The sequence below is a fragment of the Rickettsia philipii str. 364D genome, from assembly GCF_000283995.1.
Lineage (GTDB): Bacteria > Pseudomonadota > Alphaproteobacteria > Rickettsiales > Rickettsiaceae > Rickettsia > Rickettsia rickettsii.
This window is the reverse complement of the sequence record NC_016930.1, coordinates 323,526-339,892: the sequence shown is the minus strand read 5'-3', so window position 1 is coordinate 339,892 and position 16,367 is coordinate 323,526. Positions and strand designations below refer to the sequence as shown.

Below are 16,367 nucleotides of genomic sequence, written 5' to 3'. Positions count from 1 at the left end.
AAGTCCTCATTCAAGTAGGTATTGTTGCGTGGATCATTTTATGTCATTCCCATGGAAGCGGGAATGACACTAAATGCATTTTCCAGTCCAACACGGGCAGCCTCTCTAAATATTCTCTTTAAACCAATCAAAAGCTTTTTTAAAGAAACTACTATTTGCATCAAGTCTAATATGAGCAAATTCTTTTTGCTGTTTTAGAGCATGAATTTTTAGCATTCCTATAGTTGCTGAATACATAGCCGGATTATAGTCTTCTATAAAACCGGCAATAATCTCCGGTTTACCGATTCTACTCTGTTTTTCAAAAATTTTATTTGAAAGCTCTTTAAGTCCTCTAAGCTGAGACCCGCCGCCGGTAATTACAACTCTCAAAACTTCAACATGCCCTTTTGTTGCTTTATCATATTCGGCTTTTACCATTGATAATATTTCTTCGGCTCTTGCTCTTATTACCTCAGCCAATTTATAAATTGTTATGGAAGTATTTAAAGTATGATGAGTATCAACCTGAAAATCCTCCATATTTATAATACTATCTTTCTCAAATAAAGGTATCATTGCATTACCGTATAAAATTTTTAATTTCTCTGCCGTAACAAGATCAATACCAAAGACTTTAGCAATATCCGAGCTAATATGAAAACTACCTATATTTACATGCCCCGTATATATTAATTTACCGGCAAAAAAAATGCCGAAAGAGGTAGTTTTATCCCCCATGTCGATGATAAGCGAACCTAGATTTTTTTCATCATTCGTAAGACAGCTAATAGCAGAAGCATAAATTGCTAGAGTAATATTTGTGACTTCAACATGACATTTAGCGAAGCATTGTACAATATTTGATAACATATTTGAACTAGCAGCAATAATATGTAATTCACAACTAAGTTCTCTACCGTACATACCTATAGGATTCTCGACTGAATTATTATCAAGGGTAAATTCAAGAGGAAAATAATGAATAATTTCTTGGTTTTTAACTTTAAATTCAAGTAATGCTTTTTGTAGTAACTTTTTAATATCCTGCTGCGTTACGGTTTGCCCGTTAACTTTAATGGTATAATTAATATAATAAGATTTAGTGTCGGCACCTGATAACGATAATATAACTTTTTTTATATTTTTACCGCAATCTTTTTCAAGTGCGTAAATTGCTGAAACAATGCTAGTTTCAGCATTTTTTAAATCTGATATAACTCCTGATTTAATACCTTTAGAATGATGCAAATTTTGGCTAGCTACTTTAATTTCACCTTTTTTACTAATATAGGCAGCAATTACGGCAATCTTACTACTACCTAAATCAAGTGTAACAAAATTTGATATTTTCTCTTTCATTTTTTTATGCTTGTTATTCCAAAAACGTCATTACGCAAAGAATTACAAAGTAATGAGACGAAGCAAGCTCAGGATGCTTGACAAGAGTACCACGTCGAAACTACGTTTCTCTTCGCAATGACGATTCTCAGTACTTCTCTATATAATACTTATTCTTATCCCTTAAATCCAAAACCTTATAATTTTGGTTAAATAGCTTATTAGCTTTATTTAGTGCATCGACATATTTTAATGCTTCTTCAAACTCTTTTTCAGGTAACTTAATACTTATATTACCTTTAAGATTTAAATCCCACCTTCTATCTCCGAGTCTTACAGCAGCTGAAGTTTTATTCATTAATGCCGGATATTTCTGCAGCTCTAATACTAATGTACCTGCATAGATATTCGCCCCTTCCCCTACAACATGTAATAAATGAGGAAAAGGTTGAATATTTTTACTAATTTCGTAACCTTCTTCATCGACTAAGAAAAGCTGATTATTAATTTGCCAAATAGCAATAGGTTCTCTTTCAAATAATTTTATATATACCGTATTTGGTAATCTTCTACTGACATATACTTCCTTGATCCATTTATTTTTCTTTAAATTATTTCTAATTTCGTCTAATTTAAGAGCAAAAATAGGACTGTCCTTATTCGCATTTAAAACATTTAATATTGTAGGCTCATCGACATTTTGCTGTCCTTCAATGATAACATTCTCAAGTTTAAACCCAAGTTTTGTTGTTGTTTGGTATATATTTGTTGTTAAGTAGGTTTTTATGCCGGCAAAATATTTTGTAAAAACAAATAGACATACAAAGATAATTAAAGCAATCTTAAGCCCTAATATTGCTTTTTGGTAAATTAGTCCTAATTTGCGGCGTAATGAGATATTATTAGTTTTTTTTGTTTGTTTTTTTTTATTGGAGCTTGTTTTTTTTCTCATGATTCAAAGCTTGCCGTCTTTATAATTTCTTCAATTAAGTTAGTAAAATTTATCCCTGCATAAGCTGCAATTTCCGGCACTATTGATAAAGACATCATACCTGGGTGAGTATTTATCTCCAAAGCATATAACTTGTTTGTCTGCTCTTCTAAAATAAACTCTGCTCTAGCAGGACCTTTACAATTCATTGTTTTATAAATTTTTTCTGATTCTATAAGTAATTTCTCATATAAATTAGCAGGTAGCGGAGCAGGACAAAGATGATCAGCAAATCCTGCGGTATATTTAGTTTCATAATCATAGAAACGATTCTTTAGTAATTTAATCTCTAAAGCTCCAAGAGCTTTGCCGTTTAATACCGCTACTTGCAATTCTCGCCCTTTTATATATTGTTCTATTATTACCTGATCACCGTAAGGAAAATCATAATCGGCAAAGTTAAAATCGTCTTCTGCAAATATCACCTCAACACCAATACTTGAACCTTGCGTAAGAGGCTTAATAACGTACGGTCGTTTCATAGGATCATTTTTTATATTATCGCTTTTATTTACAACAATGCTTTCTGCCATATTAATATTATTCGTTAAAAACCAGATCCTAGAATGTATTTTATCGAATGCTAAAGCTGAAGATAACACGCCGCTATGAGTATAAGGAATCCGCATTATATTAAGTAATCCTGGTAAACAACCGTCTTCACCATATGTACCGTGCAGGCAATTAAAAACGATATCAGGTTTTATTTCTTGTAATCTAACGGCAATATCCGCTCCCATATCAATAAAGGTAACTCTATATCCTAATTCAATTAAAGCTTTACTAACTCCTTCGCTTGACACTAACGATACTTCACGCTCAGCAGACATACCGCCTGCCATTAATGCTATATGCTTTTTACCGGTACTACTTAATATTTTGACTATAGAGTGTTCTACCCAATGTGTTTGATATTTATGCACGTTTTTTCCTTTCTTATTAAATCCATTGTAATTCCTAACTAAAAGCGGCCTTGTTGCATAGCTCGAAAAACCTACTCGATGTCATCCCCGCGTAGGCGGGGATTCAGAAAAATAACTTCAATATTGATATAGAAGTTACATATTATAAAATAAACATATAAAAAACTTGTTTTTTATATGTTTTACTGGATTCCCGCCTTCGCGGGAATGACATAAAACTAGCTGCAACAACGCCATTTTTAATTAGGGATGACGTCCGATTCTCTTAATCTCCCACTCTAACTTAACCCCGCTATCTTCACATACTTTCTGCTGGACGAAATTACCTAAATCTTCTAAATCCTTAGCGGTAGCATCACCATTATTTATCATAAAATTACAATGAAGTTCTGACATCGAAGCACCGCCTATTCTATAGCCTCTAAGCCCCGCTTTGTCAATAAGTTCCCAAGATTTACACCCTTCAGGATTTGCAAAAGTACTACCGCCAGTACGCTCTTTAATAGGCTGTGTAGATGATCTTGCGTTATTTATTTCATTCATCCGTAATAATATATTTTCACTATCGCCTTTATTTATTTTAAAAACAACTTTGAGAATAATTAAATTCTTTGGTAAATTATTACTGCGATATTTAAAACCGATTTCTTCATTTGTGAATGTTAAAAAGTTTCCTGCAAAGTCAATCGCTTCAATCTGCACTACAATATCTTTAAATTCAGAGCCGTAAGCACCGGCATTCATAGCAACACCGCCGCCGATAGTCCCTGGAATACCTACTAAAAACTCAAAACCGGAAATAGCATTTGCTTGACAAAATTTTGCTAAATTATAATTAAGGCAGCTGCTACCTACTATTAAATGATTATCTATAAACTCAATATTGCTAAAATTCTGACCAAGTTTTATAACGACCCCTTCTATGCCGCCGTCTCTGATAATAATATTTGAGCCTGCTCCAAAAGTCTTTATAGGTAATTTTTGCTTATTTTGTATTAAGAAACTTTTTAAATCTTCGCTATCTAAAGGTTTAAAGAAAATTTCAGCATTACCGCCTACTTTAAACCATGTTAAGTGTTTTAAATTATAATCTTTTTTATACTCGCCTTTTACTATCGGTAAAATTAACATATTTAGTCCTGCTATTCGCTTTACTGTTATCTTCACGCTTTTGTCCCCTAGTTCGCTTGACCCTATGTTATACGAACAGATGTCATTCCCGCAAAAGCGGGAACCCAGAAAAAAATGATAAAAACAAAGAAAATTATATACTAAATTTTTATATAATTTATTTAAAAAACTGGATTCCCGCTTTCGCGGGAATGACATAAGAGCTATACAACAATACCAGTCAAACCACAGTATGACAGCTAAAGCCACGGGATGACAATCTCCCATCTAATTCATTAGCAAAACTTGAAATATTACCTGCTCCCATAATAATTATCATATCACCAGAAGCTGCATTATCTATAATAACTCCAACCGCATCATCTAGCTCTGCTAGAAAATTTGCTTTATCGTGATGTTTACGCTTAGTAATCTTATCAACTAAACTTCGTCCTGTAATTCCTTCTATAGGGTTTTCACCTGCAGCATATATATCGGTAATATAGAGTATATCGGCATCAGCAAAGCAAAGCATAAAATCATCAAATAAATACTGCATTCTTGAATATCTGTGAGGCTGAAAAATAGCAATAACTTTACCGTTTTGTTTATTTGCTATATTTTTAGCCGTCGCAAGCGTTGCTTTGATTTCCTCAGGGTGATGAGCGTAATCATCGATAATTGAAGCGTTATTATATTCAGCTACTTTAGTAAATCTCCTCTTCACTCCTTTAAAATTATTAAAACCGTTTTTAATAGCTTTAATACCGAAATCTAATTCTATCCCAACGGCAATTGCAGCAAGACTATTTAAAATATTATGTCTTCCGGGCGTTGGAATAGTAATTTTTTCAATAATCGTTGTACCTAGTACATTTGGTAGACTAATTTTTACGTCAAAAGTAGAGGAGGCAATATCAGTGTTAATATTAAACGCTATAATATGAGCATCTTCCGAATCGATGCCATAAGTCACAATCTTCCTTTCAGTAATCTCGTCTACTAACTTACGCACTATTTTATGATCGATACAACAAACGGCAAAACCGTAAAACGGCAAATTAGTAATAAAGCTTCTAAAAGCACCAATTAATGTTTCAAAATCTCTATAATAATCTAAATGTTCAGGATCAATGTTAGTTATTATCGCAATAGTTGATGGAATATGAATAAACGTTGCATCCGATTCATCGGCCTCCGCAATTAAATAATTACTTGAACCAAGATATGCATTAGTCGATTTATTATTGATGATCCCACCGTTAATAACCGTAGGACATAAACCAGCTGCCTCAAATAAACAAGCAACTAAAGAAGTAGTAGTGGTTTTACCGTGCGATCCCGAAACTGCTACTGAACATTTTAATCTCATAAGTTCAGCAAGCATGTCCGCACGTCTAATAATTGGAATTTTACGCTCCAAAGCTTCTTTTATTTCAGGATTCTTTGGATTAATTGCCGATGAAATAACAACATACGACACATTGGTAATGTTCTGCTCGGCGTGTCCTAAAAATATTTTAATGCCGTATGACTCAAGCCTTTTAGTATTATAATTTTCTACTAAATCGGAACCTTGTACTTTATAACCTAGATTATATAATATCTCGGCAATACCGCTCATGCCAACGCCGCCGATACCTATAAAATGTATAGTTTCTAAGGTTTGATTAGTTTTTTTTAATTCAAGTAACAGCATTTAAGTTTAATCATTTAAAATTGAGTTCTGCATATAGGTTTTAAGTAACATTGTCAAGTACTAACTGTGTCATACCGCGACTTGATCGCGGTATCCAGTTTAAAATATTAAAATCATTGATATTAAAAGTTATTTTTATGGATACCGTGGTCAAATCACGGCATGACATCGGAGTCTTTTTCAAGAGCCATGCAACAAAACCGATTCAGTATGACAATCATTAAACCTCATCCACTCTATCAAATTTTGCTTCGGAATAGAAGTTTCCTTGTAGCCCACCGACTTTTAGATCAATTAAACATTTAGCTATTTCTCCGTTTTCTACGAATTCAGCTACCGTTGCAATACCTAAATCTTCTGAAATTTTAATTAATCTTTCTACGAAATACCTACTTTGTACATCACTTGTAATACTACGCACATATTTACCGTCAATTTTGATAATATCAATTGGTAAACTTTGAAGTTGTTTAAAAGAAGTAAAACCCGCACCAAAATCGTCTAATGCAAATTTACATCCGTACTTATGTAGTTTATTAATAAATAAAGTTATTTTATCGTAATGCTGATTGAAAGAAGTTTCCGTAATTTCAATAATTAAACGATCCCGAACATTATGAGCTTTTAATAAGTTTTCTGCTATTTCCCATAAAGCTTCATCGCCTGTTCCTATATTTGAAATATTAACGGCTAACATTAAGTTTGGGTTGCGGACAAGTTCATTAACAGTCATTTCTAAAACAATTTGATCAATTATAAAAATTAATCCTTTATTTTCAGCAATAGGGATTATAGGACCTACGGAAATATAAACACCGTTCTCGTCAGGTATACGAAGCAGACATTCATAATAATGAATCTTCATAGTATTACGATCTATTATAGGCTGATAAGCAAATCGCATAGTCTTTTTTGCTAAGGCTTGTCGTAGTAAGTTAAGCTGAAGATTAGATTTTCTTATATTTTCCAAATCATGTTCTGTACTGCTATATTCACGGTAATAATAATTATTATTTTGTGAAAGTAACATATTTAATGTTTTTTCAATTTCTGTAGCATTATTACTTACTTTTTTTGGAAATTTAATACTAGCAATATAACAATTCATATAAATTGCCGGCTTCTGTTCATTAATATAAAGCTGCAAAAATAAATATAATTTTCTAGCAAAATTTTTAATTAAGTCAGAATCAGTAGTATTTAGGATAAATAATATTCTATCTTTCTTTATTTTCTTAAACTTTGAAAAAATATTAAGTTCTTTACTTACATCTTCAATGATTTGATCTAAATCTTCAATTATAAAATGCTTACCCTGCTCTATAAATTCTATTTCATCATAATTAACTAATCTACAAGCAAAACATACGCCTTTTTCCAATTTATCTATCGCATCTTGTAAATCTTTATAATTCGTTCTTAATTCCGACATTGCCATGTGTATCATAAAATTATATACTTAAGAATATTAGGACATTTTTACTGTAAATGAAATAAAAATATGAACCGCATAGAAAGGATACAAGAAAAATTAAGTGTGTTAAAACCACATTTTCAAGAAATAATAGATGAAAGCTATAAACATGCTAGTCATTATAACGGAATTCACAGCCATATAAAAATAAGAATTTCTGCAGAAACATTACAGGGGCAAAGCCTAATTGCCAATCATCGCACGATTAATAACTTACTTGCCGATGAATTTAATAGCGGCTTGCATGCTTTATCGATAGAGGTACTATGAAAACAAATAATATTTTAAAAGTAGCCGTTGGAGCTAGCAGCGTAGCACAAAAAGCCTTAAATAGTATAACGGATAAAAGCTGTGGCATAATTGAGGATAAAATACTTAAAGGTAATTACGTCACTCGCGAAGAATTTGAAAAATTACAAACTTTAGTAATAAAACTCAAGAAAGAATTAGCAGAGTTAAAGAGCAAATAATTAATCAACTAGTTTCAGAATTTTCTATTTTTGCTTTTAGCTCTTCTATTTCTTCTATAGTTAGCCATGTTGAATCTGCTATTATATTGACATCTATATCTTTAAGTCACAAGTTCTTTGCTATTTCTATGCTTCTTTCTTTCCCTTTTTCACACTGTTCTTCCTAAAGCTATTTCCTCGGCATCTTCCATTAATTTCGCTCTTATATAGGCATCATATTCTTTGGCGGTGAGGTTATGCATTTCTATTATATTGTATGCATCTAATACCTTCTCGCTCTTTATATTTGCAGGTGGGCTGTTTTCTGTTTCTGCACACTTAAATAAATGTAGCCACTCATCTATAGTAGTTTCAAGCTTATCTTTATCAAAATTTTAAGCTCTATAAATACATAGGAAAAATCAAATAAATATTTGTTTTAGTTTCAAGCATTTTAGTCTTAATAAGTGAAATAACTATTACCGGTAATAAATCTTTATGCTTTATTCCTTGTGTAAGTTGCTGTACGTAAGAATGAGCAGAATAATATTGCACTCTTTTTAAGTAATCGCTTTCATTTCTTTTGTGCATCTCGATTATATACCAGCTACCGGCTTCATCTTTAACCTTTAAATCAAATATGCTTCTTGTTCCCTTTATCGAGCATAGGTACTTGCTCTACAGATATAAATTCTATTGCTTTAATTCTCAGCCCCTCAGGTAGTTCAAGAACTGCATTGATAAATTCCTTGAACCTCTCTAAATCACGAAAGATTTTTTTAAATACACTATCAATTAGTGGGATCTCAATATCTTTGCATATTAATTATTACTTTTGGTATTACTCATATTATATAGCTTTTTAAGTAATCAGTAAATAAATACTAGAATATGTACTGTTAATAGAATAATTATTGCTATTTTTTAACAAAAATTACGTACTTTGATCCGTTCTAATGGATACAATTGCTGACATGCCAGGAACTAGATTAGCATTTGGGGATTCAAAATCTATTAAAACAGGTACACGTTGTACGCTTTTAGTAAAATTACCGGTAGCATGATCTGGTGGGATTAAGCTAAATTTAGAGCCGGTCGCAGGAGCAATATTACGAATCTTCCCGTAAATTACCTTTTTAGGCAAAGCATCAAATTCAATTTTGACTTTCATGCCGGACTTAAATTTCTGAATTTGTGTTTCTTTAAAATTAGCCTGAATATACATAGTATTATCTTGAACTATAGAAAACAACACCCTACCCGGTACTATGTAATTTCCGACTTCTAAACTACTATTACCGAATATACCGGGTACCATAGCAATAAGTTTAGTATTTTGTAAGCTCCTTAAGGTTACTTTTTTATTTTCTGTTAGCTCTTTAAGTTTTTCCTGTTCTGCTGCTTTTTCAAGCTCAAGAAGCTGTAAATGTTGCTTAGATATATCTAAATCTAACTGTGCTTGTTTATAATCCGTTTTGGCTTTTTGATATGCGTTTTTAGAATCATCTAACGTTTTAGAGCTAGCAAATTTTGCCTTATTTAACTCCTGCACTCTCATAAAATCTGTTGCAACAATATCAAAGCTTATTTTATTAAGCTTTAATTTTTCAGCTGCTTGCTCTAGGCTACTCTGCCCTATTGAGATTTTTTGCTCTATAATTTCTATATTTTTTATGCAAGCTTCAATAGATGCTTCAAGTGCTGCAAGCTTTGCCTTATAATCTCTATCGTCAATTTCACCTATCAGATCGCCTTTATTAACTTTAGTATTATCGGTAACAAATAACTTTGTTAAAACACCGCTAACTTCAGCACTAACATTTGAAATATCTGCATCTATGTAAGCATTATCCGTAGATTGTGTATTGGCCCAAACATAAATTCTATATCCCAAATAAATAAATATGATTAAGGCTATAATAATTACATATTTAGTAAATGGATGATGTTTATATTTGTCGATAGCTTGTTGTAATACACTCGGCATAATTAACTTTACCAATACCCTCTATGTTTAAAAAAATAACAAATTGGTATAGAAAGAATATATATAACTGCAATTAACGGCAGTGAATACCATGGATATATGATAAGATTTATAATAACAAGAGCAACTAAAATCATTGCAAGCGATAAATATTCAGGTTTAATACTCAAATTTTTTGTTGAAATTGTAGGAAGCCTACTAGCAAGTAGAAAAGCTATAATAGCCAAATATATATTAATTGTTATAGTATGAGTACGGGTATTGATATTTAATAACGTACCGATTTCAAAATCTATCATTACAGGCATTAAAGCAAGTAAAGCACCGCATGGGGCAGGTACACCGGTAAAAAAATAGTCAGTTTTATCTTGTTTCGGTTGATAAATACCAACGTTAAAGCGAGCTAAACGTAGTGCCATACACACTATAAATAATAACATTACCGCTGATGAAAATACCTTATACTCATATTGTTGAAAAGACCATAAATATATCAGATAGGCAGGAGCTATACCGAAATTAGCAAAATCGCATAATGAATCAAGCTCTGCACCAAATGGACTAACTGCATTTAGCATCCTTGCTATTCTACCGTCGATACTGTCAATAATTGCCGCTACTATAATGCAATATACCGCAAGTTCCCATCTGCTATCCAAAGCAAATTTTATAGAACTCATACCGGTTACTAAACCAAGCAACGTAATAAAGTTGGGAATTAATTTTATTAGAGGTACAGGCTTAGTTATTATAGATTTACGCATTTTTAACAATTTTTATACTCAAAATGTATTTATCACGCCATTGCAAGGAAAAAACAGTGTGGTTGCATGGCTGTCAATGTCTCATTCCTGCAAAAGCAGGAATCCAGAAACAAATAATCTTAATTGGTACAAAATTATATATTTGATAAAATAAACAGATAAAAAACTTGTTGTTTATACGTTTCACTAGATTCCCTCCCGCCTACGCGGGAATGACATAAACAAACCATGCCTACAGCTGCTCACAATGACGGTTTTAAAGTTATGAGGCTTACTTCCTTTCAAACTTAAATTCTGTTGTCTTTTTACGTCCAAAATCAGCAATGATAGTTTCACCGCCTATAGCAGTCTGCCCTTTACTCACTAATAAAGCTGTTTTCAACGGTAGATAAACATCTACTCTGCTACCGAAACGAATTATACCGTATCGCTCGCCCGTTTTAACTTCATTACCCTCTTCTAAATCACAAACTATACGCCTTGCTATAAGTCCGGCTATTTGAACAACAACAATTTTCTGACCTTGAGCCATTTCCATTAATACTGATTGACGCTCATTATAAATACTAGCTTTATCGAGTGAAGCATTAAAAAATTTTCCTGGATTATAATGAAGTGCTAAAATTTTTCCGTTTGCCGGGATTCTATTAACATGGACATTAAAAATATTTAGAAAAATACTCACTCTAATCATTTCCACATCACCAAGTCCTAATTCCGGAGGCGGCAATGCTTCCTTAATTTCTTGAATTATTCCATCTGCGGGACTTATTACCAGATCATCACTTATAGGCACAAAGCGATCAGGATTACGGAAAAAATAAATACACCAAGCAGTAGCAATACATCCAATACAGCCAAGTTTTTCATTAAATGATGCTAATAAAAAACTTACTAATGCAAAGCTAGCAATAAATATATATCCTTCACGATGAATAATTTTAAATAAATCATTATATTGTTTCATTTTAATCTCTATGAATCTCCTTATTATTTTTAACTATGCCTGCTCTGCTTTATCCTCTTGGTTCTCACTCTCGTTTTCATCTTCGTCTTGAGGGGTAGCTTGGACTTCTTGCGCAGCACCAAGAGCATATACGCATAAATCCGGGAGTGGAACACCGTTTTTTTTGGCAAGATCATTTAGCTGTGATATTGCTTTCATAACATCATCAGGAATAGTACCACCTCTTTCGTCAGATAACCATTTTGCTTGAAATTGTAGCGGATGATGCCCTTCTTGAGGCGTACCTATATAAAACTTAAACTTGGCTCTTTGTCCACTAAAATCGCAGTCAAATTCAAACTCTTTATAATGTGCCATAACTTTATGAATTAATAATTATATTAATATTATTATAACAATAAAAATGCAAATCTAAAATAATTTCTTGTCTAATATTTTTTAAGTTTTTTAGCAATATAACGATTTGAATATAGAAATTTATCGCTAGAATCTATAATTATCCCGCCTGCTTCCTTAATAAAAAGCTCAAATGCATAATATAATGTAAAATTTAATAATGATAAACATATTAAATCCGCTTTACCTGACGCTACAAGCGTAGCCCCATAGCAAAGAGAACCAAAAGATCTAATATTATCTACCTCTATCTCCTCCAAATCATTATGATTTACACCTTCAATAATTGCTAAACAGTTTTTTAAATCGGCATTATCGGAAACTCTAAGTCTTAATCCTTGATAATTAGAGTTTAAATTATTTTTTTCTATCCAAGCTCCCTTACCTTTTTCAGCATAATAAATTTCATTAAGAGCAGGAAAATATATTACTGTAGAAGTAGGAATTAAAACTTCTTGATTCCTTTTTAAATAAGTTACGGATATCGCAAAAAAAGGTATGCTTCTGGCGAAATTATTTGGGCTATCTATAGGATTAATTAAAAAAACACTCTCATAATTATTATTTAAATCGAATTTATCCTCCGGAAAAAATAAATATTGTGTATATTTTTGTAATTCTTCACATAATAAAGTTTTTAATTTTAAATAAGATCGCTTACAAAATTCTTCATTTCTTACAGAGTTTTTTTGTAGCATTTCGAGTTCTAAAAAATCTCTATGCAAAAACTTAACAGCTTTACGCAGGGCATTAATTAATAAATTAGTTATAGGTTGCATTTGATATTTTTAATTTAAGATATTAGTTTTAGAAATTATGTCGTATGGCTTTAAAAAATTGATACCATTCCTAGCTAAAAGCATTGCCTGAGTGGATGCTGAAAGTCGTCATTGCGAGGAAAAACTGTAAGTTTTGACTAAGCAATCTCAGGATATTTAACGAGATTGCCACGCAGCCTACGGCTCGCAATGACAGGGTGGTATCCATAGTTCAATAAAACAGCTTACTTCGCTCGCTCGACATATGTCATATCATCAGTTTTAACAACAATTTTTTCTCCTATTTCTAAATATTGCGGGACCTTAACTTTAATACCGTTTTCTAAAATTGCTGGTTTATAAGAAGCGGTAGCGGTTGCTCCTTTTATTACCGGATCAGTTTCACTAATTTCAAGTATAACAGTTGGAGGAAGCTCAATATTTAAAGGCTTGTCATTATAAAATTCGATTTTAACAATCATATTTTCAGTTAAGAAAGATAATTTTTCTTCTAACATTTCCTTGGAAATATTTATTTGATCAAAATGTTTAGTATCCATTAATACCAAATCATCACCTTCAAAATATAAAAATTGATAATCTTTTTGTTCAAGTTCAGCTTTTTCTAAATAATCGGCAGAACTGAATCTTTCGTTACGCTTTGTCCCTGTTTTTAAATTTTTCATCTCAACTTGTACATAAGCTCCACCTTTCCCGGGTTGAGTATGTTCCGGTGTTTTGCTGACAACCCATAAATCATTATTATACACTAATATGTTACCTGTTCTAATTGAATTTGCTGAAATTTTCATATATCATACATTTAAGACTTTAAATTAAAGTATAAATATACAAATTATTTCCTTTAAAAACAAGAATTTAATCTTATGACCACAATATTAGTAGTAGATGATATAGAACCCAATATTAAGTTACTAACAGCCAAACTTTTAAAAGAGTATTATACGGTTCTTACTGCAAATAGCGGTAAAGAAGCACTAGCAATTCTTAAAAAAGAAAAAATTGATATTATACTACTTGATGTTATGATGCCGGAAATGGATGGATTTGAGGTATGTAAAACGATAAAAACCGATCCGGAAACTACTCATATACCGGTTGTAATGGTAACTGCACTTTCCGATATTGATGATCGAGTTAAAGGTCTTGAGGCAGGAGCTGATGAGTTTTTAACAAAGCCGATTAACGATACTGCTCTATTTGTAAGACTTAAATCGCTATCTAGAATGAAAAGCTTAATTGATGAGTTAAAGCTTCGTAATAGCACTAATGCATTATTAGGCGTAACAAATATCGAAATGCATGACACTTTTGCAGATAAAAAAATATTACTCATTAATGATGATGTGGTGCAAACTAAAAATATAAAACAAATGTTACTTAAGCTTACCCAAAACGTAAAGGTAATAAGTAATTCCGATGAATTAGATATTATAAATGAATATACCCCCGATTTAGTAATTATCAGTAGTACGCTCGAAAATGACGATCCTTTGAGGATCAGTGTTATTTTAAGAGGTAAAGCAGAAATAAGCGGCGTAGTAATAATTTTACAAATTGATGAAGACGGTATGCCTTTGGTTGTGAAAGGTATTGAACTCGGTATTAATGATTATTTCGTTTATCCTATAGAGGAAAGCGAATTGCTTGCTAGAATTAGAACACAATTAAGACGTAAGCAATATCAAGATAATTTACGTAATGATCTTGAACAAAGTGTCAATTTAGCAGTTAAAGACGGTCTAACCGGCTTATTTAATCGTCGCTATTTCGATATACATCTCAAACAAATTATTGAGAAAACTAATAAAGAAAGTATTAAATTATGTTTACTTATGTGCGATATCGACAATTTTAAACATGTAAACGATACTTACGGTCATCAAGCAGGCGATAAGGTTTTAACAATTGTATCCCGTATTTTGAAGAATACTCTCAGAGTAACAGACTTAATAGCAAGATTCGGCGGTGAAGAATTTACTATACTCTTAACGGATATAGATATTTCTAAAGCAATTGAAACTGCGGAGAGAGTGAGAGTTAAAATAGAATATATGAATTTTCACATTGAAGATCAAATTGAACCTTTAAAAACAACTATTTCAATCGGAGTTACGAAATATAAAAAAGAAGAATCAATAGAATCTTTCATTGAACGTGCTGACAAAGCTATGTATGAAGCTAAAACAACGGGTAAAAATAAAGTAGTAAAATTATAATTGATTTTTTAAAGTAAAAAAATAATGAGCAATTCTTCCAAAAAACATCTTGATTTACCATATAGACCAGGGGTCGGCATGATGATATTAAATGCCGATAACCATATATTCGTCGGTAAAAGAATAGATACAAAAATATCTGCATGGCAAATGCCGCAAGGTGGGATAGTTCCCGGCGAAACACCAAGTATTGCAGCAATGCGTGAGATGTTAGAAGAAATAGGCAGCGATAAAGGATATATTATTGCCGAAAGCAAATGCTGGTATAGTTATGATGTACCAAGCTTTTTAATACCTAAACTGTGGAACGGTAATTTTCGTGGACAAAAACAACGCTGGTTTTTAATTAGGTTTACCGGACATAACGAAGATATTAATATAAATACCTCTAATCCGGAATTTGACCAATGGCGTTGGGCATCACTTGATGAACTCTTATCTATTATAATACCGTTTAAACGTAAACTTTACCAAGCAGTCGTAAAAGAATTTGAATCATTAATTCAGTAAAATTTTATATATATAGTACTTGTAGAACAGCACTATTTACCTCTTGATCACCTTCAATTCATTCATTTATAGCACTAAATAATGAAATATCAGTATTATTATACAGCACACTCATTTGTTCCTCTAGACAATAAACTAATCTTTATCGCAACTAGATGCAATCATATAATATGTACGTACTATAATTCTTTATTAGGTTATAATTATAATCACCGATTATATGTGCAGTAAATGCATTTGCTAGATTAGATATAGTTATATTAGCAATAAAATCTTTTACTGCTCTTATATGAAATAAGTTTATAATGAAATTACTTAGACAGTAATTTGTTGTTGTTTCAGTTTCCCAATTAACCGTATCAATTTGAGTTTCCGGCATTAAAAATCATGAATTTATATCTTCAAACGCAAATTTTAGCTCTCTAACCAATCCATATAAAATATATTTTTTATCAGCAATATGTACAAAGGTATGATCAGGATGCTCATCTAAAAAATATGTAGAGGTATTAGAAAAAGGTTTTAAATGTACAGAATATACCTTATTTCTATCAAGGCTTTGGTCATAACTATTTTCACTAGAATCAGCTGGTATTAAATTTGGTAATAAAATAAGTCTACAAAAATAACCGATTAACTTAACCATATTTGGTAAAAATTTAATATGATAATTTGGCATAACGTTACTTTATGTTTATTATAACATGTCTTATTATTAAGATTATTGTTATAATTCAATTAATTTAATAAGAAACCATAGTTTAGCTGCTGTTGATACT

The 16,367-nt window shown here is 31.7% G+C and carries 19 protein-coding genes; 4 read left to right on the top strand and 15 right to left on the bottom strand.

Translation table 11 applies throughout. The features are described from left to right. Positions 1-105 precede the first annotated feature (105 nt). The 6 genes from ftsA to RSA_RS01700 form a co-directional block, all read right to left on the bottom strand. Positions 106-1,341 (bottom strand): cell division protein FtsA, encoded by a 1,236-nt coding sequence (gene ftsA, locus RSA_RS01725; protein ID WP_014364518.1) that lies wholly within the window; start codon positions 1,339-1,341, stop codon positions 106-108. A gap of 127 nt (positions 1,342-1,468) precedes the next feature. Continuing rightward, on the bottom strand, positions 1,469-2,272 hold the full coding sequence (locus RSA_RS01720; protein WP_012150549.1) for a cell division protein FtsQ/DivIB: 804 nt from the start codon (positions 2,270-2,272) through the stop codon (positions 1,469-1,471). Beyond that, entirely contained in the window at positions 2,269-3,234 is a 966-nt protein-coding gene (locus RSA_RS01715; protein ID WP_014364517.1) for a D-alanine--D-alanine ligase, read from the bottom strand. Before RSA_RS01715 ends, RSA_RS01720 begins: the two co-directional genes overlap by 4 nt. A 243-nt stretch (positions 3,235-3,477) precedes the next feature. Continuing rightward, positions 3,478-4,365 carry a UDP-N-acetylmuramate dehydrogenase gene (gene murB / locus RSA_RS01710; RefSeq protein ID WP_014362850.1) on the bottom strand — a complete coding sequence of 296 codons (888 nt, stop codon included), beginning with the start codon at positions 4,363-4,365 and terminating at the stop codon, positions 3,478-3,480. Positions 4,366-4,585: 220 nt separating this feature from the next. Further along, positions 4,586-6,043: a UDP-N-acetylmuramate--L-alanine ligase gene (gene murC, locus RSA_RS01705; protein ID WP_014364516.1), complete on the bottom strand. Its 1,458-nt coding sequence runs from the start codon at positions 6,041-6,043 to the stop codon at positions 4,586-4,588. 220 nt (positions 6,044-6,263) lie between these two features. Beyond that, the gene (locus tag RSA_RS01700; RefSeq protein WP_014364515.1) at positions 6,264-7,490 is read right to left on the bottom strand and encodes an EAL domain-containing protein; all 1,227 of its coding nucleotides are present in this window, start codon (positions 7,488-7,490) and stop codon (positions 6,264-6,266) included. Positions 7,491-7,544: 54 nt separating this feature from the next. On the opposite strand from RSA_RS01700, the gene RSA_RS01695 reads away from it, so the two are divergent. Both RSA_RS01695 and RSA_RS01690 read left to right on the top strand, forming a co-directional pair. Further along, on the top strand, positions 7,545-7,787 hold the full coding sequence (locus RSA_RS01695) for a BolA family protein (protein WP_012150544.1): 243 nt from the start codon (positions 7,545-7,547) through the stop codon (positions 7,785-7,787). Next, a complete protein-coding gene (locus RSA_RS01690; RefSeq protein ID WP_004996338.1) occupies positions 7,784-7,987 on the top strand; it encodes a hypothetical protein in 204 nt (67 codons plus the stop codon). Before RSA_RS01695 ends, RSA_RS01690 begins: the two co-directional genes overlap by 4 nt. A 381-nt stretch (positions 7,988-8,368) precedes the next feature. Here the strand turns inward: RSA_RS01690 and RSA_RS01685 are convergent, their stop codons facing one another. The 7 genes from RSA_RS01685 to efp form a co-directional block, all read right to left on the bottom strand. Next, entirely contained in the window at positions 8,369-8,563 is a 195-nt protein-coding gene (locus RSA_RS01685) for an Rpn family recombination-promoting nuclease/putative transposase (protein WP_230455925.1), read from the bottom strand. A gap of 337 nt (positions 8,564-8,900) precedes the next feature. Next, the gene (locus RSA_RS01680; RefSeq protein WP_014364514.1) at positions 8,901-9,953 is read right to left on the bottom strand and encodes an HlyD family secretion protein; all 1,053 of its coding nucleotides are present in this window, start codon (positions 9,951-9,953) and stop codon (positions 8,901-8,903) included. An 8-nt stretch (positions 9,954-9,961) separates the two neighbouring features. After that, positions 9,962-10,726, bottom strand: a complete 765-nt coding sequence (gene pssA / locus RSA_RS01675; RefSeq protein WP_012150540.1) for a CDP-diacylglycerol--serine O-phosphatidyltransferase — start codon at positions 10,724-10,726, stop codon at positions 9,962-9,964. A 262-nt stretch (positions 10,727-10,988) separates the two neighbouring features. Further along, positions 10,989-11,684, bottom strand: a complete 696-nt coding sequence (locus RSA_RS01670) for a phosphatidylserine decarboxylase (RefSeq protein ID WP_014364513.1) — start codon at positions 11,682-11,684, stop codon at positions 10,989-10,991. Positions 11,685-11,717: 33 nt separating this feature from the next. Then, the gene (locus RSA_RS01665; protein WP_014364512.1) at positions 11,718-12,041 is read right to left on the bottom strand and encodes a DUF2610 domain-containing protein; all 324 of its coding nucleotides are present in this window, start codon (positions 12,039-12,041) and stop codon (positions 11,718-11,720) included. Positions 12,042-12,112: 71 nt separating this feature from the next. Next, the gene (locus tag RSA_RS01660; protein ID WP_014362845.1) at positions 12,113-12,859 is read right to left on the bottom strand and encodes an inositol monophosphatase family protein; all 747 of its coding nucleotides are present in this window, start codon (positions 12,857-12,859) and stop codon (positions 12,113-12,115) included. Positions 12,860-13,083: 224 nt separating this feature from the next. Then, on the bottom strand, positions 13,084-13,650 hold the full coding sequence (efp, locus tag RSA_RS01655) for an elongation factor P (protein WP_012150536.1): 567 nt from the start codon (positions 13,648-13,650) through the stop codon (positions 13,084-13,086). Between the two features lie 75 nt (positions 13,651-13,725). Between efp and RSA_RS01650 the strand changes: the two genes are divergently transcribed. Next, on the top strand, positions 13,726-15,078 hold the full coding sequence (locus RSA_RS01650) for a PleD family two-component system response regulator (protein WP_014364511.1): 1,353 nt from the start codon (positions 13,726-13,728) through the stop codon (positions 15,076-15,078). Positions 15,079-15,102: 24 nt separating this feature from the next. After that, entirely contained in the window at positions 15,103-15,588 is a 486-nt protein-coding gene (locus tag RSA_RS01645) for an RNA pyrophosphohydrolase (protein WP_014364510.1), read from the top strand. Positions 15,589-15,739: 151 nt separating this feature from the next. Here RSA_RS01645 and RSA_RS01640 read toward each other — a convergent pair whose 3' ends face one another. Further along, positions 15,740-15,967, bottom strand: coding sequence for a hypothetical protein (locus RSA_RS01640; protein ID WP_014364509.1), 228 nt, complete (start codon positions 15,965-15,967; stop codon positions 15,740-15,742). 6 nt (positions 15,968-15,973) lie between these two features. After that, positions 15,974-16,267 (bottom strand): hypothetical protein, encoded by a 294-nt coding sequence (locus tag RSA_RS01635; protein WP_014364508.1) that lies wholly within the window; start codon positions 16,265-16,267, stop codon positions 15,974-15,976. Between the last annotated feature and the right edge of the window lie 100 nt (positions 16,268-16,367).